Genomic DNA, 17679 nt, shown 5'->3' on the forward strand with positions numbered 1-17679 from the left:
CGGGATTAGTTGAGCTGTTCGACGCGCAGACGCACGACCGGCGAGGTCACGCCATCCAGCGCCTCCATGGCGGCAATGGCCTCGATGATACGCGCCTCGACCACACGATGGGTTACGAGGATCATCGGCACCAGGCCGTCCTGCTCCTCGACTTCCTTCTGCATGATCGACTCGATATTGATGCCACGCTCGGAGAGGATGCTCGCCACTTGTGCCAGCACGCCCGGGTGATCCTTGGCCTGGATGCGCAGGTAATAGGCGCTTTCGCATTGGGCGATGGGCAGGATCGGGTGATCGGACAGCGAATCCGGCTGGAAGGCCAGGTGCGGAACCCGGTTGGTCGGATCAGTGGTCAGCGCACGCACCACATCCACCAGGTCGGCCACCACCGCCGAAGCGGTCGGTTCCATGCCGGCGCCAGCGCCGTAATACAGCGTGCTGCCCACGGCATCGCCATTGACCATCACCGCGTTCATCACGCCATTGACGTTGGCGATCAGACGATCGGCCGGGATCAATGTCGGGTGCACGCGCAGCTCGATACCAGCATCGGTACGACGAGCCACGCCCAGGTGCTTGATGCGATAGCCCAACGCCTCGGCGTAGTTCACGTCAGCCGTGGTCAGCTTGGTGATGCCCTCGGTGTAGGCCTTGTCGAACTGCAGCGGGATGCCGAAGGCGATGGACGCCAGGATGGTCAGCTTGTGCGCGGCATCGATGCCTTCGACATCGAAGGTCGGGTCCGCCTCGGCATAACCCAGCGCCTGGGCTTCCTTGAGCACGTCATCGAAGGCACGGCCTTTCTCGCGCATCTCGGTGAGAATGAAGTTGCCGGTGCCGTTGATGATGCCGGCCAGCCAATTGATACGGTTGGCCGACAGACCTTCGCGGATCGCCTTGATCACCGGGATGCCGCCAGCCACAGCCGCCTCGAAAGCGACGATCACGCCCTTTTCGCGCGCCTTGGCGAAGATCTCGTTACCGTGCACGGCAATCAGCGCCTTGTTGGCGGTCACCACGTGCTTGCCGTTGTCGATGGCCTTGAGCACCAGTTCCTTGGCCAGGGTGTAGCCGCCGATCAGTTCGATGACGATGTCGATCTCGGGGTTGTTGACCAGTTCGAACACATCGCTGGTCATGGCAATGCCGGTGGTGTCGTACTGCGGCTTGGGCGAACGAATGGCGATCTGGGCAATCTCGATGCCGCGACCGGCGCGCCGAGTAATCTCCTCGGCATTGCGCTTGAGTACATTCAACGTACCGCCACCAACGGTGCCCAACCCACAGATGCCCACTTTGACCGGCTTCACACTCAATTCCCCATCAGCACTGCACGAAACGGCCGGAGCATGCCCCGGCCGCAAATAAAGAGCCGCACCTTACGAAGCGGCTGTTTGTTAGTCAATCCACCGTCAGTCGTTGGACTCCAGCGCAATCTTGGCCAACTGCGGCGCCGGCTGGTAACCCGGAATCATCTTGCCGTTGGCCAGAACGATGGCCGGCGTGCCATTGACCCCGATCATCTGACCGAGCTGGTACTGCTTGGCCACCGGATTATCGCAGGAAGCGTCGGCTACGCTCTGGCGAGTCTTGGCGCGATTCATCGCGTCCTGCTGATCCTTGGCACACCAGACGCTGACCAGCTCCTTGGCCGCCGGGCTGTTCAGGCCCTGACGCGGGAAGGCGACATAACGCACTTCGACACCCAGGCGATTGAGCTCCGGCACTTCGCTGTGCAGTTTCTGGCAATAGCCACAGTCGGTATCGGTAAACACGGTGATATGGGTCTTAGGAGCCTTCGGTGCGAACACCACCATTTCCTGGGCCGGAATGGCGTTGATCTGCTTGGCCACGGCGCGGCTTTCTTCGATCTCGGTCAGGTTCACGGCCTGGCCGTCCTTGACCTGGAACAGATAGCCCTGGATCAGGAACTGGCCATCGGCGCTGGTGTAAAGCTGACGACCGCCTTGCAGTTGAACCTGATAGACACCGGGCATCGGGCTCTCGGCAATGGCCTCGATCGGCAAGCTGCCATCGAGCGACTTCAGCGCCTGACGGATGACCTGATCGGGATCAGCCGCCAGGGTGACACTACTGCCCAGTGCGAGCGCCAGGGCAATGGAAATACGGGTCAGGGACATGAACACTCCTGTCGAACGACGGACCGATGAAAATCGCTACAGCCTACCACAGATGGCGCCCCAGACAGCCGACCAGCTAGCAGGCGGCGCATCAGCAGGACGACATACCTCTCAATCTACGCCCGGGCACACCAACCTTGTGCACACCCTCACTTCACACTTATTCCAGTAAACGAAAAACATATAACCAAATCTTCCATCAATTTATCTTGCGCACTAATGTTTTGCGCAATATAGTTCGCTCCATGGAAACGGTTGGCGCACAAAAGATTAGCAAACCAATCCATCCCTACCCCACCGACAAGGATCAATGCCATGACTATCGAAAACGTTCTGTACCGCGCAACTGCTGAAGCCTTTGGTGGCCGTGAAGGCCGCGCTGTCTCCTCCGACGGCATCCTCGACATCGCCCTGTCCACCCCGAAAGAACTCGGCGGCGCCGGCGGTAATGGCACCAACCCGGAGCAACTGTTCGCTGCCGGCTATTCCGCCTGCTTCCTCGGCGCCCTGAAATTCGTCGCCGCCCGTGACAAGCTGAGCATCCCGGCTGACACCTTCATCGAAGGCACCGTCGGCATCGGCGCCATCCCCACCGGCTTCGGCATCGAAGTGGAACTGCGCATCAGCCTGCCCGGCCTGGCCCCTGAAGCCGCACAAACCCTGGTGGATCGCGCGCACATCGTCTGCCCGTACTCCAACGCCACCCGCGGCAACATCGACGTCACCTTGACCATCGTCTGACAGCTAGCAGCCAGCGCTCGCGGCCATCACCCGAGCGCGGCCCCCCAAAAGGAGAACCCCCATGAAAGCCCGCACCCTGTTCGCCACCGTCCTGACCGCCATCGCACTCAGCGCGTCGCTCACCAGCCTCGCCCACAGTGCCGAGGCCACGCCCTACCGCTATGGCCAGAACCTGGATATCGCCAAGGTGATTTCCATCGACGTGCCCAACAGCCCACAGTGCGAAGTGGTCACGGCAACGATGACCTACCGCAACAGCGCGGGTGACGTGGAAGTTCTCAGCTACGAACAACTCTCCAGCGCCTGCGCCAGCCAGAGTTGATGACCAAGACCTGTCCGCCCGGCAAGCCAAAGGGCAGCCACTGAAAAGAGCGAACCCCGCCACCGGCAACGGTGGCGGGGTTTCGTTCATGGCCAGTCAGCCGCGCGGATGGTGCTGCGCATGCAACTCCTGCAGGCGAGCGCGAGCGATGTGGGTGTAGATCTGCGTGGTGGACAGGTCGCTGTGGCCCAACAACATCTGCACCACCCGTAAATCGGCGCCGTGATTGAGCAGATGAGTCGCAAAGGCGTGACGCAGCGTATGCGGCGACAACGCCTTGCTGACCCCTGCGACCTGCGCCTGATGCTTGATGCGATGCCAGAAGGTCTGCCGAGTCATCTGCTCGCCACGCAGGCTGGGAAACAGCACATCGCTGGGCTTACCGCCCAGTAACAGCGGACGCGCCTCACGCGTGTATCGCTCGATCCAGGCAATAGCCTCTTCACCCAATGGCACCAGACGCTCCTTGCTACCTTTACCAAACACCCTCAGCACGCCCTGGCGCAGATTGACCTGCTCCAATGTCAGCCCAACCAACTCACTGACCCGCAAACCGCAGGCATAAAGCACCTCGAGCATGGCGCGATCACGCAGGCCGATAGGGTCATCCAGGTCCGGCGCCTGCAGCAGCGCTTCGACATCCGCTTCGGACAACGACTTGGGCAGTGGCCGACCGATCTGCGGCAACTCGATCTGCAGCGTCGGATCTTCACTGATCAGTGTTTCGCGCAGCAAAAAACGGTAGAAACCACGCACCCCTGAGAGAAAGCGCGCGGTGGAACGCGCCTGATAGCCCTGCTCGAGGCGCCAGGCCAGGTGATCGAGAATGGCGTCACGACCGGTATGCTGCAACGCCAGGCCACGCCCATCGAGCCAGGCATTGAAATGCTCCAGGTCACTGCGATAGGCGGCCTGAGTGTGGGCCGAGAGCCCCTTTTCCAACCACAAGGCTTCGAGGAAGCGTTCGATCAGAGGATGAGTTAACGTTGCCATCGAGGGTCCACGACGAAATAGGATTGCTAGTTTTCCACAGCCCCACCGCGATAGGGAGATCCAATGAGCGAGACTTACATCCTGCTGAGCCTGGGCGGCATCGGCCTGCTGGCGCTGGCCAGTCAATGGCTGGCCTGGCGTCTGCGCCTGCCGGCCATCCTGTTCCTGCTGTTCGGTGGCATTCTCGCTGGCCCGTTGCTGGGTATGCTCGACCCGCAGGAGCTGTTCGGCCCCTTGCTGTTTCCGTTCATTTCCCTGGCCGTAGCGCTGATCCTGTTCGAAGGCAGCCTGACGCTGCACCTGTCGGAATGGCGCGAGATCGGCAAGGTGGTGCAGCGCCTGGTGACCATCGGCGCACTGCTCACCTGGGCGGTAATCACCGTCGCCAGTCATTACCTGCTGGGTTTCTCCTGGGACCTGGCACTGCTGTTCGGTACGCTCACGCTGGTTACCGGCCCCACCGTGATCGCCCCAATGCTGCGCGTGGTCCGCCCCACCTCGGCGGTGGCCAACATCCTGCGCTGGGAGGGCATCGTCATCGACCCCATCGGCGCCCTGCTGGCCGTAGTGACCTTCGCCTTCATCGTCAGTTACGCAGAAGGCAACGCCTTGAGTGAGAGCCTGAGCACCTTCGCTGCAGTGATCGCTTGCGGCAGCCTGCTCGGCGCCGGCGCGGGCTGGGGCTTCGGCATCGTCCTGCGGCGGCGCTGGCTGCCGGAGTACCTGCACAACTTCGCCTCGCTGGCCGCGGTGCTGGGCATCTTCATCGCCGCCAACCTGACGGTGCATGAATCCGGTTTGCTCGCCGTCACCGTCATGGGCATGTGGCTGGCCAACATGCGCGGCGTGGACATCAGGCCGATCCTGCACTTCAAGGAAAACCTCAGCGTGCTGCTGATCTCCGGCCTGTTCATCATCCTCGCCGCGCGCCTCGACCTGCAGGCGCTGCTGGCACTGGGCCCGGCAACGCTGGCCTTGCTCGCGGTCATCCAGCTGATCGCTCGCCCACTGAATATCGCCGTCTGTACCCTGGGCTCCAGCCTCAACTGGCGCGAACGTGCCCTCCTGGCCTGGATCGCACCCCGTGGCATCGTCGCTGCCGCGGTCTCGGCGATCTTCGCCCTGCGCCTGGAGCAACAGGGCAATGAACAGGCCCACCTGCTGGTGCCGTTGACCTTTCTGGTCATCATCGGCACCGTGGTCCTGCAGAGCGCGACAGCACGGCCTCTGGCGCGCCTGCTCAAAGTCGCCGAACCCTCACCCAGCGGTTTCCTGATCGTTGGCGCGAACCCGGTCGCGCGAGCGCTGGGCAAAGCCATCCAGGGCCTGGGCAGCCAGGTCCTGCTGACCGATTCCAGCTGGGAAAACATCCGCGCTGCACGCATGTCCGGCCTGCCCACCTTCTTCGGCAACCCGACCTCGCAACATGCCGAGGCGCACCTGGATCTGGTCGGCCTGGGCCACCTGCTGGCACTGACGCCCTCGGCAGAACTCAATGCTCTGGCCTGCATGCATTTTCGTCACGACTTCCCCGGTAACCGGCGCTTTACCCTACCCACCAGCGCCGACGGTAGGCGCAGCGACAAGCACCGCAGCAGTGATGAGGTGCGCGGGTTGCCGCTGGGCGGACAGCCACTGAGCTTTCCACAGTTCGCCAGCCGCCTGGCGCGCGGCGACGAAGTACGCAGCACCACTCTGACCCAGGCCTTCGACTGGAATGCCTACAACGCCCTCTACGGCAGACGAGCCACACTGTTGCTGGCTCGCGCACCGAATGGCTGGCTGCATATCGCCACGCAACCCCTGAGTTTCACGCCTGGTACCGGCTGGACATTGATGGCACTGATCGAATCAGAAGAACCAGCCAGCGAGCCCAGTGCGCAGGAAACCCACGCTGCTATCTGAGTGCCCGAGCGCCCAGCCTGACAGTCAGCTTGCGCCCCCGAGACGCAGGCTGACTACTGATCGAAGCCCGCCAAGACCGGCACGGGCTTTTGCTGATCGTCGACGGCAACGAAGCTGAAGCTGCCGCTGATCGCGCGCTCGCGTCCTTCCTGATACAACCCTTCGACGAACACCTCGACCTCGACCTTGAGACTGGTGTTGCCGACCTTGATCACCCGCCCGATCAACTCGACGATAGAGCCGGCCGGTATCGCATGCTTGAAATCGATGCGATCACTGGACACCGTCACCAACGGCAAACGGCAGAAACGCGTGGCGGCGATGAACGACACTTCGTCCATCCAGGCCAGCGCGGTGCCGCCGAAGAGGGTGTTGTGATGATTGGTGGTCGGCGGAAACACCGCCTTGGTCACGCGGGTTTCCGACAGCACAATGCGCCGCTGAATCTCTTGCTCTCTTGAAGTCATGTCACTCCCACCCATGATTACTGGAAGCCAGAAACGACAAAAGCAGCCCGAAGGCTGCTTTTGTCAGAAAAGCGTCCGAACTTAGGACAGCTTTTCCTTGATGCGTGCGGCTTTGCCGGACAGGTCGCGCAGGTAGTACAGCTTGGCTTTGCGCACGTCACCGCGACGCTTGACGCTCAGGCTGTCGACCAGCGGCGAGTAGGTCTGGAAGGTACGCTCGACGCCAACACCGCTGGAAATCTTGCGCACGGTGAATGCGCTGTTCAGGCCGCGGTTACGCTTGGCGATAACAACGCCTTCGAAGGCCTGCAGACGCTGACGGTCGCCTTCCTTCACTTTCACTTGTACGACTACGGTGTCGCCCGGGGCGAAAGTCGGGATTTCTTTGTTCATCTGCTCAGCTTCGAGCATCTGGATAATCTTGTTGGTCATGCTGCGCTCCTAAGACAAGCCTCCCGGCCTGCCATCGATACGTTAACTATCGTCCCGCTGGCGGATGTATTCCTCCAGCAGCTTTTTCTCTTCTCCAGAAAGCGAGCGGCTATCCAGAAGATCAGCGCGACGTTCCCAGGTCCTACCAAGGGACTGCTGTAAACGCCAGCGCCGGATGTGTTCGTGGTTGCCACTAAGCAACACTTCGGGAACACGTTTATCCGCATACACCTCCGGGCGGGTGTAGTGCGGGCAGTCGAGCAGGCCATCCGTGAAGGAGTCCTCCTCGGCCGAATCGGCATGACCCAATGCACCAGGCAAAAGGCGCGTCACCGCATCGATCAGCACCATGGCCGGCAGCTCACCGCCGGACAGGACGTAATCACCAATCGACCATTCCTCATCGACATGCGTTTCGATGAAACGCTCGTCGATGCCTTCATAACGACCGGCAATCAGGATCAGTGCATCCTCCTGCGCCAGCTCGCGGACCGCAGCCTGATTCAGACTACGCCCCTGCGGCGACAGGTAGATCACCTTCGCCGCCTCTCCCGCGGCCTGCCTGGCACTGGCCAAGGCATCCTCAAGAGGCTTGATCTTCATCACCATCCCCGGACCACCGCCGAAAGGGCGGTCGTCCACCGTATGGTGACGATCAGTCGTGTAGTCTCGCGGATTCCAGCAATTGAGCTTGAGCAGCTCCTGCTTGACCGCACGACTGGTGATGCCGTACTCGCCGATGGCGGCAAACATTTCCGGGAACAGGGTGATGACTTCTACGCGCATGGGCCTTAGAAATCCGCATCCCAGTCGACCCGCATCTCGCCGGCTGCCAGGTCGATCGAAAGCACGCACTGATCCGTATAGGGCAGCAGACGCTCGCGATCATCCAGACTGCCCGCGCAGGGCTTGACCACCATCACATCGTTGGCACCGGTTTCGAACAAGTGGTCGACCACACCGAGCAACTGCCCCGCCTGATCAATGACCTTCAAGCCCTGTAACTGGTACCAATAGAACTCGCCATCTTCCAGATCCGGCAGCTCGCTACGCGGCACGCAGATCTCGAAGCCGGCGTATGTACGCGCGATTTCTCGATCATCCAGACCTTTCAACTTGGCTACCAGCACCTTGCCCTGAAGGCGGCCGCTGGCCAGTTCCACTTTCTTTACCTCACCGTCACGCTTGAGCGTCCAGTTGCGGTAATCGAGCACGTTATCGATGGGATCGGTAAAGGAGTACACCTTCACTTCACCCTTGACGCCGTGCACCGAAACAATCTTGCCGAGAACGATCAAATCCTCGGCGACGGCCGGCGTCGTACTCATAGAGATGCTTAGGCAGCAGCCTTGGCAGCTTCCTTGAGCAGCTGAGCAACACGCTCAGACGGCTGAGCGCCCTGGCCCAGCCAGTAGGTCGCACGCTCTTGGTCGACGGAAAGACGCACTTCGCCACCGGCAGCGATCGGGTTGAAGAAACCGATACGCTCAACGAAACGACCATCGCGCGCATTGCGGCTGTTGGTCACGGTCAGGTGGTAGAAGGGGCGCTTTTTGGAGCCGCCACGAGCAAGACGGATGGTTACCATGTGAACATCGTTCCTATAGTCGGTGCTAACTTGAGGCACACATTAAAAATGGGCCTGGGCCCGAAAGGCCGCATATTCTATGAGCAAAAGCGGCAAGCTTCAAGCCACAAGCTACAAGTAAAAGCAGATTTCCAGACTGCAGCTCTTTCTTGCGGCTTGAAGCTCCTGGCTTGTGGTTGCTTTGCCTAGAATTTCGGCATGCCACCGCCGCCGGGCAGCATACCGCCCATGCCGCGCATCATCTTGGCCATACCGCCCTTGGCGGTGAATTTCTTCATCATCTTCTGCATCTGCTTGTGCTGCTTGATCAGCCGACCAATGTCCTGCACCTGGGTACCGGAACCCAGAGCGATGCGGCGCTTGCGCGAGCCACTGATGATGTCCGGGTCGCGGCGCTCGGCCGGCGTCATCGAGTTGATGATCGCCTCCATCTGCTTGAACTGCTTCTCGGCCGCGCCCTGAGCGCTACCCATCTGCGACAGGTTGACGCCACCAATGGACGGCAGCTTGTCCATCAGGCCGCCAAGGCCGCCCATATTCTTCATCTGCTGCAGCTGATCACGGAAGTCTTCGAGGTCGAAGCCCTTGCCCTTCTTCAGCTTCTTGGTGAGCTTCTCGGCCTTTTCGCGATCAAGGGTCTGCTCGGCCTGCTCGATCAGGCTGAGCACATCGCCCATACCGAGAATGCGCGAGGCGATACGATCCGGGTGGAAGGGCTCGAGCGCGTCACTCTTCTCGCCCATACCAATGAACTTGATCGGCTTGCCGGTGATATGGCGTACGGACAAGGCCGCACCGCCACGCGCATCACCGTCAACCTTGGTCAGCACAACGCCGGTCAGCGGCAACGCTTCGCCGAACGCCTTGGCCGTGTTCGCGGCGTCCTGACCGGTCATGGCATCGACCACGAACAGCGTTTCGACCGGGTTGACCGCAGCATGCAGCGCCTGGATCTCGGCCATCATCTCGGCATCCACGGCCAGGCGACCGGCGGTATCGAGGATGACCACATCGATGAACTTCAGCTTGGCTTCGCGGATCGCCGCATTGGCGATATCCACCGGCTTCTGAGTGGCATCGGAGGGGAAGAAGGTAACACCCAGGTCACTTGCCAGGGTTTCCAGCTGCTTGATCGCCGCCGGACGGTAAACGTCGGCCGACACCAGCAACACCGACTTCTTCTTGCGCTCCTTGAGGAACTTGGCCAGCTTGCCGGCAGTGGTGGTCTTGCCCGCGCCCTGCAGACCCGCCATCAGCACCACGGCAGGCGGGGCTGCATTGAGTGCCAGATCTTCGTTGGCCGCGCCCATCAGCTCTTCCAGCTCGGCGCGGACGATCTTCACGAAAGCCTGTCCAGGGGTCAGGCTCTTGGAGACCTCGGTGCCAACGGCGCGATCCTTGACCTTGCCGACGAAGTCCTTGACCACCGGCAGTGCCACGTCGGCCTCGAGCAAGGCCATGCGCACTTCGCGCAGCGTATCCTTGATATTGTCTTCGGTCAGCTTGGCCTTGCCCGTGACGTTACGCAGCGTCTGGGATAGGCGATCGGTAAGATTTTCGAACATGCGCGTTCCTTTGATAGGTGCGTCCGGCGCGCCGGGTGTGCGACAGGCGGCGGATTATAGCGAAGTCACCGAGCTGCCGACACCGCCGGCAGTCTTTCGTGCTGACGCCCTTCTGTGCCACACTCAGCGCCTTTCGGGCCCGCCTTACACGGATTTATGCACCCTCTGTTGCCCAGCCTCGCCGCCGCCCTCCTCTACGCCGGCGCTGCCGCTTACCAAGGTCTGCGCCTCACCCAGCGCAGCATCCCCGACAAACGTCTGCTGGCGTCACTTGGCGTGTTCGCCCTGTGCCTGCACGGCATCAGCCTGTTCTACCAGCTGTATGACGCGCACGGTCTCAACCTGGACTTCTTCAATGCCGCCAGCCTGATCGCCTGCGCGGTCATCGGCCTGATTCTGCTGGCCTGCCTGCGCATCCCGGTGGAAAACCTGCTGCTGCTCCTGTTCCCGCTCGGCACGCTGACGGTCCTGGCTGCGGAATTCATGCCCAGCGGTACCATCAACCCGATCAACGAACACCCCGGCATCCTCGCCCACATCCTGTTCTCGATAATGGCCTACGGCATGCTCACCATCGCCGTGTTCCAGTCGATCCTGTTGCTGCTGCAGGACCATCAGCTCAAGCACAAGCACCCGTCGGGGCTGATCCGTAACTTTCCACCGCTGCAGACCATGGAAAGCCTGCTGTTCGGCTTTCTCTTCGCCGGCTGGCTGCTGCTGTCGCTGTCGCTGCTGTCCGGCGCGCTTTACATCGATGATCTGTTTGCCCAGCACCTGGCACACAAGACCATTCTTTCCTGCTTCGCCTGGGTGGTTTTCGCCGTTCTGCTGTGGGGTCGCCACCAACTCGGCTGGCGCGGCCACAAGGCCATTCGCTGGACCCTCGCCGGGTTCTGCCTGCTGATGCTGGCGTACTTCGGCAGCAAGCTGGTACGCGAATTCATCCTGCACATCTGAGACAGACGTCGTGGACGACATTCATTCGAGCTACCTACTCGGCCTGCTGATTTTCCTGATTCTCTGCTCGGCGTTCTTTTCCAGCTCCGAGACCGGCATGCTCAGCCTCAACCGCTACCGGCTCAAGCACCTGGCCAAGGAAGGGCACAGCGGCGCCAAGCGCGTCATCCGCCTGCTCGACCGCCCGGACCGCCTGCTCGGCACCATCCTGGTTGGCAACAATGTGGTCAACATTCTCGCCGCCTCCATCGCCACGGTGCTGGCGGTGGACATATGGGGTGAAGCCGGCATCGCCATCGCCACGGCAGGACTGACCATCATCGTGCTGATCTTCGGCGAAATCACACCCAAGACCCTGGCTGCGCTGCGCCCGGAACTGGTGGCCTTCCCCGCCAGCCGCGTGCTGAGCCTGCTGCTGCGCGTACTCTACCCCGTGGTCTGGCTGACCAGCGCGATCAGCAATGGCCTGCTGCGCCTGCTCGGCGTCGACCCGGCGAAGCGCGCCAGCGACAGCCTGTCCACCGAAGAGCTGCGCAGCGTGGTGCGCGAATCGGGTTCGGAACTGCCACTGAATCGCCAGAGCATGCTGCTGAGCATCCTCGACCTCGAACGGGTCACGGTCGACGACATCATGATTCCGCGCAACGAAGTGACCGGCATCGATCTCGACGACGACCTGGAAATCATCATCGGCCAGTTGCGCAGCACTTCGCACACGCGCCTGCCGGTGTTTCGTGGCGACATCAATCAGATCGAAGGCGTGGTGCACATGCGCCAGATCGCCCGCCTGCTGAGCCACAACCAACTGACCAAGGACACGTTGCTGGCCGCCTGCAACGAGCCTTACTTCATCCCTGAAAACACGCCCCTGGCGACCCAGCTGATCAACTTCCAGAAGCAGAAGCGGCGCATCGGCATCGTCGTCGACGAATATGGCGACGTGATCGGCATCGTCACCCTGGAAGACATCCTCGAAGAGATCGTCGGCGACTTCAGCAATCAGGACAGCCTGCGCAGCCCGGATATCCACCCGCAGGAAGATGGCACTCTGGTCATCGACGGCGCCGCCTACATTCGCGAAGTGAACAAGACCCTCGGCTGGCACCTGCCCAGCGACGGCCCCAAGACCCTCAACGGCCTGATCACCGAAGCGCTGGAGAGCATTCCTGACAGTAGCGTCTGCCTGAAGATCGGCCCCTACCGTCTGGAGATTCTCCAGGCCGCGGAAAACCGGGTGAAGAGCGTGCGCGTCTGGCAGGTGGCAAAGGTCAAAGCGGACGAAGCAGCTCCGGAGTGAGGCGCTCGGCCAGGCCAGCAGCCCATTGCTGGTAGCCCAGTGCCGATGGGTGATAGCCATCCTCGGCCAGATAATGCGCCTCGAATGGAAGGTCCAGCACGCAGTGCCGCGCGCCCAGCCGTTGCGCCAGGCTTTGCAACTCACGATCCAGCAAGCCGGCCCGCCAGCCCATCAACTGCCGCAACAGCCACGGCAAGGCGCTGAAATGCTGCAAGGGCGGCACAGCGCTGAATGCCACGCGACAGCCCCGCTCGCCCAGCGCATCAGCCATCGCGGCAAGCGCCTGCAGCCAGCGCTTGCTCGGCGTGAGATGCGTGGTGTCATTGACGCCGAACACCAGCAGCGCCAGGTCGGCCGGCTCCGCCAATGCCAGCGGCAACAGGCGCTGATGCGCCTCGGAGGCGGTGATGCCATTCTCGCCACAGGCGCGCCAGCGTACCGGCCGCCCCAGCCGTTCAGCCAGGGCGACTGCCAGACAATTCGTCAGGGACTGATCGAAGTGCGTGACACCAACGCCCGCCACGGTCGATTCACCGATCAGCAGCAGGCGAAAAGGCTCCCCCGGTAAATGCACGGCAGCGGTGCCGCTTGGCTCGCCCTGCGCAACCGGCAGACGCAATGCCGTGAGCCGGGTATGCAAGGCCAGAGGCAGCGCCAATGGCAGCAGTGGCACAGTCACCAGCCACCACAGCGCATGCCGACTCACAACTGGACGCGAACCGCTTTCGCGCTGCGCAGTGCCTTGGCGCGAGCCGCTTCGATGGATTCGTCACGTGCCAGCGCCACGCCCATGCGGCGCTGGCCCTTGACCTCGGGCTTGCCGAACAGGCGCAGCGCGGTGTCTTCCTCGCTCAGCGCAGCGCCGAGGTTGGCGAAGCTGGCCTGCTGCGAATTGCCCTCCACCAGAATCACTGCCGACGCGGACGGCCCCACCTGACGGATCGCCGGAATCGGCAGACCGAGAATGGCACGCGCATGCAGGGCGAACTCGGACAGCTCCTGGGAGATCAGCGTCACCAGACCGGTATCATGCGGGCGCGGCGAGACTTCGCTGAACCAGACCTGGTCGCCCTTGACGAACAGCTCGACGCCGAACAGGCCGCGCCCGCCCAGCGCCTCGGTCACCGCCAGCGCCACCCGCTCGGACTCGGCCAATGCCTTCGGACTCATGGCTTGCGGCTGCCAGGATTCCTGGTAGTCGCCATTCTCCTGACGGTGGCCAATCGGCGCGCAGAAGCTGGTGCCGCCGGCATGACGCACGGTGAGCAGGGTGATTTCGTAGTCGAAGTCGATGAAACCCTCGACGATCACCCGGCCCTTGCCGGCGCGGCCGCCTTCCTGGGCATAGTCCCAGGCACGCTGCAGGTCGGCATCGCTCTTGAGCACGCTCTGGCCCTTGCCGGAGGAGCTCATGATCGGCTTGACCACGCAGGGGTAGCCGACGGACTTCACCGCCGCGGCGTAGTCCTCGAAGGTGTCGGAGAAATGGTACGGCGAGGTTGGCAAGCCCAGTTCCTCGGCCGCCAGACGACGAATACCTTCGCGATTCATGGTCAGTTGCGCAGCACGCGCAGTCGGCACCACGTTGAAGCCTTCGGCTTCCAGCTCGACCAGGGTGGCGGTGGCGATAGCCTCGATCTCGGGCACGATGTAGTGCGGCTGCTCTTTCTCGATCACTGCACGCAACGCGGCACCATCAAGCATGTCGATGACGTGGCTACGATGTGCCACCTGCATGGCCGGCGCATTGGCGTAACGGTCGACACCGATGACTTCGCAGCCCAGGCGCTGCAGCTCGATCACCACTTCCTTGCCGAGCTCGCCGCAACCACACAGCAGTACACGGGTCGCGGAGGACGACAGGGGGGTTCCAATACGGGGCATGAGTGTTCCTCGAACAGTGAATCAGGAAGTCATTAAAAGACCGGAAGCACGAGCGCGCTCCAGGCAGCGTTGCAGTACCTCGCGGCGCTCGGCATTGTCCATGCGGCCCCAACGGGTGATTTCGGCGACGGTACGCTGACAACCAATGCAGACATCCTGCTCATCCAGCGCGCAGACATGCACGCAGGGCGAACGCAGCGGTTTTTCTACATCACTCATCGTCATCAGGCACCAGCTCACGGGAATAGCGCTGCGCATTATGAACGTAATGAGCGGCGCTGGCCTCCAGCATCTTCTTCTGCGCCTCGGTCAGCTCGCGCACCACCTTGCCTGGGCTGCCCATGACCAGGCTGCCATCGGGGATCACCTTGCCTTCGGGAATCAGGCTGTTGGCGCCGATGATGCAGTACTTGCCGACCCTGGCGCCGTTGAGGATCACCGCATTGATGCCGATCAGGCTGTAATCGTCCACCGTGCAACCATGCATCATCACGTTGTGACCCACGGTGACGCCCTTGCCCAGGGTCAGCGGAAAACCCATGTCGGTGTGCATGACACTGCCGTCCTGCACGTTGCTGTTCTCGCCGATATGGATCAGTTCGTTGTCGCCGCGCAGCACGGCACCGAACCAGACGCTGGCACCGGCCTCCAGGCGGACCTTGCCGATCAGATCGGCGCTTGGCGCGACCCAGCTCTCGGGATGGGCGTCGACACGGGAGCTTCCCAGGCGATATTTCATGCTCTTCAGTCCTCAGCGCAGGTGTATGAAGTGTTCGGGCGGCTGGTGCAGGGCGATCTGCGCATCATCGAAGAGCAGGTTGACCAGCTCCACCACCATGATCGCGGTCAGGCCCCAGATGCGGTATTCGCCATAGGTGTAGGACGGCACGTACCAGCTACGCCCGAGGTAATCGATGCGATGAGTCATCTCGCGCGGATCGCTGCGGAAGAACGCCAGCGGTACCGAGAATACCGAGGCGATCTCGGCGTCGTTGGCCTTGTACTCGACATAATCCGGCACCAGCCCGACGTAGGGCGTGACCTGAATGCCGTGGCGTGAGACCAGGCTGCTGAGCGGCCCGACTACCTCCACCAAGCCGGGTGGCAGACCTATTTCCTCTTCGGCTTCGCGCAGCGCGGTGTCCACCAGATCACGGTCTTCTGGGTCGCGCCGGCCACCGGGAAAGGCGACCTCGCCACCGTGGGTCGACAAACCGCTGGCGCGCAGAGTCAGCACCAGCTCAGGTTCATCACTGCGGGTAATCGGGACCAGCACCGCCGCCTCGGGGAAGCTGCGCTCGGTCTCCAGAGGGCGCGGGCTGTAACCGCGCACACGATGGAGCAACTCGTCCAGCATGGGCATACTCGGAGTCTTGTTTTGCCAGGCATCATGGCATGAAAGCAGCCGGGCGCCCAACCCCGGCGACAGGACAGGCTGGCCTCAATGGCAGGCTTGCCGACCAAGACGCAGGCCGCCAAGATAACGCCAGAAAAAGAGGAACGGGCATGAAATTCTGCAGTCAGTGCGGCAACTCCGTCACCCGCATGATCCCGGCCGGCGACAACCGCATGCGCCATGTCTGCGCTCACTGCGCCACCGTGCATTACGAAAACCCGCGCATCGTCGCCGGCTGCCTGCCCGTATGGCGCGACCAGGTGCTGCTGTGCCGCCGCGCCATCGAGCCGCGCCGTGGCTATTGGACGTTGCCGGCCGGCTTCATGGAAAACGGCGAGACCATCGAGCAGGCTGCGGCCCGCGAAACCCTCGAAGAAGCCTGCGCCCGCGTGCGCGATCTTAGCCTCTACACCCTGTTCGACCTGCCGCACATCAGCCAGGTGTACATGATGTTTCGCGCCGAGCTGGTCGACCTGGATTTCGCCGTGGGCGAAGAGAGCCTGGAGGTGCGACTGTTTACAGAAAGCGAAATCCCTTGGTCAGAGCTGGCTTTCCCGACCATAGGCCGTACCTTAGAATGCTTCTTCGCCGACCGTCGGCAAAATCTCTTTCCGGTACGCAATGAGCCACTCGAAGCACTGCGTGCCCATTACACACCCCGTTGACCCTTGCGGACGTTTCCGATGCGTTGGTTGTTGCCCCTGCTTTGCCTGACTCTCAGCTTCAACGTCCTGGCCAGCGCCACGCCAGCGACCAGCAGCCGCACCGTGGACAAGGTGCTGGTACTCAAGGCCGAGCGCAAACTGCACCTGCAACAACGCGGCGAGACCATCAAGTCCTACCGCATTTCGCTGGGCAAACAGCCCAGCGGCGCCAAGCAGCGCGAAGGCGATCTGCGCACACCGGAAGGCTTCTACTGGATCGACTGGCGCAAGCCGAGCGACAAGTACCAACTGTCGCTGCACATCTCCTACCCCAACGCCCGCGACCTGGCCAAGGCCAAGGACGCCGGGGTGCCGCCGGGCAGCATGATCATGATCCACGGCACGCCGCTGGATGAGGAGTACCCGGAGTGGTTCTTCCACACCCTGGACTGGACAGAAGGCTGCATCGCCATGAAGAACGACGACATGCGCGAGGTATGGAGCCTGGTCAAGGATGGGACGCTGATCGAAATCAGACCCTGAGCCACTGCATTGAAAGAGGCGCCATCGGCGCCTTTTTCATATCGATTCAAAACTGCAGGTCGGACAAACGCCAGACATCGAAAGCCGGCGTTTCGTAAGGATGGCTCTTCTTCAGTGCCTTGACAGCATCGTGGATCAACTCGTCGGCGACGACCATTTCCACCTTCCACTCGGCAACCTGCTCGACGCTGCCGACCTGACCAATAAACGGCTGGCTACCGTCCAGGGCGCGGAACTGACCTTGGCCCAACACCTGCCAGCAGCAGTTGTCGTAAAGCCCGATGCGCCCTCCTCCAGCGGCGAACACCGCCTTTTTCACCGGCTCCAGATGGGCTTCCGGCACGTAGAAACACAGTTTGTACATCAAGTTCTCCGCAAATGGGCAACCGAACAACAGACAAGCCATGACGCCAATATGATGTCACTTTGACATAGAGCTGTCTTGAGATCGCCCGCACAAATCCATACGCAGCATTAAAACGATTCGCTGCTTTCGACTCAGGCGACGGGCGTGTCGTTCTCAGCGCCCGATGAAAAAGCGCCGCCATTTGTCGGCCAGACCGGTGGCCGGCGGGCTATGGCTGCCATCGCAGTAGGGCAGGCTTGCGGATCGGCTACAGCGGCACAACAGCAGACGCTGCTCGCGCTCGGGGCGCAGAGTCAGAGACTGGACGCAGTCAGGTGTGCAGTTCGGCCTGTCGGGCGAGTGCCCACAGCGGCATAGGCGATGGGTTTCACCGGGTTTGACCAGGCGAACTTCTGGGAGGATGGGGAGAGGATCATCGGCCATGGTTGGGCCTGTGT

Annotated in this window: 23 protein-coding genes; 7 read left to right on the top strand and 16 right to left on the bottom strand. The window is 61.9% G+C overall.

Going from position 1 to position 17679, the window contains the following annotated elements:
* Positions 1 to 5 precede the first annotated feature (5 nt).
* Entirely contained in the window at positions 6 to 1310 is a 1305-nt protein-coding gene (locus H3221_RS17695; protein ID WP_196476746.1) for a homoserine dehydrogenase, read from the bottom strand.
* A 102-nt stretch (positions 1311 to 1412) separates the two neighbouring features.
* On the bottom strand, positions 1413 to 2141 hold the full coding sequence (locus H3221_RS17700; protein ID WP_196476747.1) for a thioredoxin fold domain-containing protein: 729 nt from the start codon (positions 2139 to 2141) through the stop codon (positions 1413 to 1415).
* A gap of 315 nt (positions 2142 to 2456) precedes the next feature.
* Here H3221_RS17700 and H3221_RS17705 point away from each other — a divergent pair, with 315 nt between their 5' ends.
* On the top strand, positions 2457 to 2882 hold the full coding sequence (locus H3221_RS17705; protein WP_196476748.1) for an organic hydroperoxide resistance protein: 426 nt from the start codon (positions 2457 to 2459) through the stop codon (positions 2880 to 2882).
* Positions 2883 to 2943: 61 nt separating this feature from the next.
* Positions 2944 to 3204, top strand: coding sequence for a DUF2790 domain-containing protein (locus H3221_RS17710; RefSeq protein ID WP_196476749.1), 261 nt, complete (start codon positions 2944 to 2946; stop codon positions 3202 to 3204).
* Positions 3205 to 3300: 96 nt separating this feature from the next.
* On the opposite strand, the gene xerD is transcribed toward H3221_RS17710, so the two are convergent.
* Positions 3301 to 4197, bottom strand: coding sequence for a site-specific tyrosine recombinase XerD (xerD, locus tag H3221_RS17715; protein WP_196476750.1), 897 nt, complete (start codon positions 4195 to 4197; stop codon positions 3301 to 3303).
* Between the two features lie 63 nt (positions 4198 to 4260).
* Here xerD and H3221_RS17720 point away from each other — a divergent pair, with 63 nt between their 5' ends.
* On the top strand, positions 4261 to 6102 hold the full coding sequence (locus tag H3221_RS17720) for a cation:proton antiporter (protein ID WP_196476751.1): 1842 nt from the start codon (positions 4261 to 4263) through the stop codon (positions 6100 to 6102).
* A 53-nt stretch (positions 6103 to 6155) separates the two neighbouring features.
* On the opposite strand, the gene H3221_RS17725 is transcribed toward H3221_RS17720, so the two are convergent.
* From H3221_RS17725 to ffh, 6 genes are all read right to left on the bottom strand, one after another.
* Positions 6156 to 6569: an acyl-CoA thioesterase gene (locus H3221_RS17725; protein WP_196476752.1), complete on the bottom strand. Its 414-nt coding sequence runs from the start codon at positions 6567 to 6569 to the stop codon at positions 6156 to 6158.
* An 81-nt stretch (positions 6570 to 6650) separates the two neighbouring features.
* A complete protein-coding gene (gene rplS, locus H3221_RS17730) occupies positions 6651 to 7001 on the bottom strand; it encodes a 50S ribosomal protein L19 (protein ID WP_003246155.1) in 351 nt (116 codons plus the stop codon).
* Between the two features lie 42 nt (positions 7002 to 7043).
* On the bottom strand, positions 7044 to 7787 hold the full coding sequence (gene trmD, locus H3221_RS17735) for a tRNA (guanosine(37)-N1)-methyltransferase TrmD (protein WP_196476753.1): 744 nt from the start codon (positions 7785 to 7787) through the stop codon (positions 7044 to 7046).
* A 5-nt stretch (positions 7788 to 7792) separates the two neighbouring features.
* Positions 7793 to 8329 carry a ribosome maturation factor RimM gene (gene rimM / locus H3221_RS17740; RefSeq protein WP_046492759.1) on the bottom strand — a complete coding sequence of 179 codons (537 nt, stop codon included), beginning with the start codon at positions 8327 to 8329 and terminating at the stop codon, positions 7793 to 7795.
* Between the two features lie 8 nt (positions 8330 to 8337).
* A complete protein-coding gene (gene rpsP / locus H3221_RS17745; RefSeq protein WP_003246162.1) occupies positions 8338 to 8589 on the bottom strand; it encodes a 30S ribosomal protein S16 in 252 nt (83 codons plus the stop codon).
* Positions 8590 to 8774: 185 nt separating this feature from the next.
* Positions 8775 to 10154: a signal recognition particle protein gene (gene ffh, locus H3221_RS17750; protein WP_196476754.1), complete on the bottom strand. Its 1380-nt coding sequence runs from the start codon at positions 10152 to 10154 to the stop codon at positions 8775 to 8777.
* A gap of 156 nt (positions 10155 to 10310) precedes the next feature.
* On the opposite strand from ffh, the gene H3221_RS17755 reads away from it, so the two are divergent.
* Positions 10311 to 11111 (top strand): cytochrome C assembly family protein, encoded by an 801-nt coding sequence (locus H3221_RS17755; RefSeq protein WP_196476755.1) that lies wholly within the window; start codon positions 10311 to 10313, stop codon positions 11109 to 11111.
* A gap of 10 nt (positions 11112 to 11121) precedes the next feature.
* Positions 11122 to 12408, top strand: a complete 1287-nt coding sequence (locus H3221_RS17760) for an HlyC/CorC family transporter (RefSeq protein WP_196476756.1) — start codon at positions 11122 to 11124, stop codon at positions 12406 to 12408.
* Here H3221_RS17760 and H3221_RS17765 read toward each other — a convergent pair.
* The 5 genes from H3221_RS17765 to H3221_RS17785 are packed head-to-tail and all read right to left on the bottom strand — an operon-like array spanning position 12380 to position 15649.
* Complete coding sequence (locus H3221_RS17765; protein ID WP_196476757.1) at positions 12380 to 13114, bottom strand: SGNH/GDSL hydrolase family protein; 735 nt, start codon at positions 13112 to 13114, stop codon at positions 12380 to 12382. The genes H3221_RS17760 and H3221_RS17765 overlap by 29 nt on opposite strands.
* Positions 13111 to 14292 carry a formate-dependent phosphoribosylglycinamide formyltransferase gene (gene purT, locus H3221_RS17770; protein ID WP_196476758.1) on the bottom strand — a complete coding sequence of 394 codons (1182 nt, stop codon included), beginning with the start codon at positions 14290 to 14292 and terminating at the stop codon, positions 13111 to 13113. The genes H3221_RS17765 and purT overlap by 4 nt, the downstream gene beginning before the upstream one ends.
* Before the next feature lie 21 nt (positions 14293 to 14313).
* Positions 14314 to 14511 (bottom strand): DUF1289 domain-containing protein, encoded by a 198-nt coding sequence (locus tag H3221_RS17775; protein ID WP_196476759.1) that lies wholly within the window; start codon positions 14509 to 14511, stop codon positions 14314 to 14316.
* A complete protein-coding gene (locus tag H3221_RS17780; RefSeq protein WP_196476760.1) occupies positions 14504 to 15031 on the bottom strand; it encodes a gamma carbonic anhydrase family protein in 528 nt (175 codons plus the stop codon). Before H3221_RS17780 ends, H3221_RS17775 begins: the two co-directional genes overlap by 8 nt.
* A 12-nt stretch (positions 15032 to 15043) precedes the next feature.
* Positions 15044 to 15649 (bottom strand): CoA pyrophosphatase, encoded by a 606-nt coding sequence (locus H3221_RS17785; RefSeq protein WP_196476773.1) that lies wholly within the window; start codon positions 15647 to 15649, stop codon positions 15044 to 15046.
* 149 nt (positions 15650 to 15798) lie between these two features.
* On the opposite strand from H3221_RS17785, the gene H3221_RS17790 reads away from it, so the two are divergent.
* Together H3221_RS17790 and H3221_RS17795 are read left to right on the top strand one after the other, a co-directional pair.
* The gene (locus H3221_RS17790) at positions 15799 to 16353 is read left to right on the top strand and encodes an NUDIX hydrolase (RefSeq protein WP_192984811.1); all 555 of its coding nucleotides are present in this window, start codon (positions 15799 to 15801) and stop codon (positions 16351 to 16353) included.
* Between the two features lie 18 nt (positions 16354 to 16371).
* Entirely contained in the window at positions 16372 to 16875 is a 504-nt protein-coding gene (locus tag H3221_RS17795) for a L,D-transpeptidase family protein (RefSeq protein ID WP_196476761.1), read from the top strand.
* Positions 16876 to 16921: 46 nt separating this feature from the next.
* Here H3221_RS17795 and H3221_RS17800 read toward each other — a convergent pair whose 3' ends face one another.
* Both H3221_RS17800 and H3221_RS17805 read right to left on the bottom strand, forming a co-directional pair.
* Positions 16922 to 17239 (bottom strand): Nif3-like dinuclear metal center hexameric protein, encoded by a 318-nt coding sequence (locus H3221_RS17800; RefSeq protein WP_017675144.1) that lies wholly within the window; start codon positions 17237 to 17239, stop codon positions 16922 to 16924.
* 156 nt (positions 17240 to 17395) lie between these two features.
* Complete coding sequence (locus H3221_RS17805; protein ID WP_196476762.1) at positions 17396 to 17665, bottom strand: CDGSH iron-sulfur domain-containing protein; 270 nt, start codon at positions 17663 to 17665, stop codon at positions 17396 to 17398.
* Between the last annotated feature and the right edge of the window lie 14 nt (positions 17666 to 17679).

This window comes from Pseudomonas chaetocerotis (assembly GCF_015712105.2).
Taxonomy (GTDB): Bacteria; Pseudomonadota; Gammaproteobacteria; order Pseudomonadales; family Pseudomonadaceae; genus Aquipseudomonas; species Aquipseudomonas chaetocerotis.

Excerpts from the sequence above, each read along its gene's own strand:
- rplS (WP_003246155.1), bottom strand. The coding sequence starts at position 7,001 with ATGACCAACAAGATTATCCAGATGCTCGAAGCTGAGCAGATGAACAAA.
- H3221_RS17710 (WP_196476749.1), top strand. The coding sequence starts at position 2,944 with ATGAAAGCCCGCACCCTGTTCGCCACCGTCCTGACCGCCATCGCACTC.
- purT (WP_196476758.1), bottom strand. The coding sequence starts at position 14,292 with ATGCCCCGTATTGGAACCCCCCTGTCGTCCTCCGCGACCCGTGTACTG.
- H3221_RS17720 (WP_196476751.1), top strand. The coding sequence starts at position 4,261 with ATGAGCGAGACTTACATCCTGCTGAGCCTGGGCGGCATCGGCCTGCTG.
- H3221_RS17795 (WP_196476761.1), top strand. The coding sequence starts at position 16,372 with ATGCGTTGGTTGTTGCCCCTGCTTTGCCTGACTCTCAGCTTCAACGTC.
- H3221_RS17800 (WP_017675144.1), bottom strand. The coding sequence starts at position 17,239 with ATGTACAAACTGTGTTTCTACGTGCCGGAAGCCCATCTGGAGCCGGTG.
- rpsP (WP_003246162.1), bottom strand. The coding sequence starts at position 8,589 with ATGGTAACCATCCGTCTTGCTCGTGGCGGCTCCAAAAAGCGCCCCTTC.
- H3221_RS17755 (WP_196476755.1), top strand. The coding sequence starts at position 10,311 with ATGCACCCTCTGTTGCCCAGCCTCGCCGCCGCCCTCCTCTACGCCGGC.
- H3221_RS17780 (WP_196476760.1), bottom strand. The coding sequence starts at position 15,031 with ATGAAATATCGCCTGGGAAGCTCCCGTGTCGACGCCCATCCCGAGAGC.
- H3221_RS17775 (WP_196476759.1), bottom strand. The coding sequence starts at position 14,511 with ATGAGTGATGTAGAAAAACCGCTGCGTTCGCCCTGCGTGCATGTCTGC.
- xerD (WP_196476750.1), bottom strand. The coding sequence starts at position 4,197 with ATGGCAACGTTAACTCATCCTCTGATCGAACGCTTCCTCGAAGCCTTG.
- trmD (WP_196476753.1), bottom strand. The coding sequence starts at position 7,787 with ATGCGCGTAGAAGTCATCACCCTGTTCCCGGAAATGTTTGCCGCCATC.
- H3221_RS17725 (WP_196476752.1), bottom strand. The coding sequence starts at position 6,569 with ATGACTTCAAGAGAGCAAGAGATTCAGCGGCGCATTGTGCTGTCGGAA.
- H3221_RS17700 (WP_196476747.1), bottom strand. The coding sequence starts at position 2,141 with ATGTCCCTGACCCGTATTTCCATTGCCCTGGCGCTCGCACTGGGCAGT.
- rimM (WP_046492759.1), bottom strand. The coding sequence starts at position 8,329 with ATGAGTACGACGCCGGCCGTCGCCGAGGATTTGATCGTTCTCGGCAAG.
- H3221_RS17705 (WP_196476748.1), top strand. The coding sequence starts at position 2,457 with ATGACTATCGAAAACGTTCTGTACCGCGCAACTGCTGAAGCCTTTGGT.
- H3221_RS17785 (WP_196476773.1), bottom strand. The coding sequence starts at position 15,649 with ATGCTGGACGAGTTGCTCCATCGTGTGCGCGGTTACAGCCCGCGCCCT.
- ffh (WP_196476754.1), bottom strand. The coding sequence starts at position 10,154 with ATGTTCGAAAATCTTACCGATCGCCTATCCCAGACGCTGCGTAACGTC.
- H3221_RS17805 (WP_196476762.1), bottom strand. The coding sequence starts at position 17,665 with ATGGCCGATGATCCTCTCCCCATCCTCCCAGAAGTTCGCCTGGTCAAA.
- H3221_RS17790 (WP_192984811.1), top strand. The coding sequence starts at position 15,799 with ATGAAATTCTGCAGTCAGTGCGGCAACTCCGTCACCCGCATGATCCCG.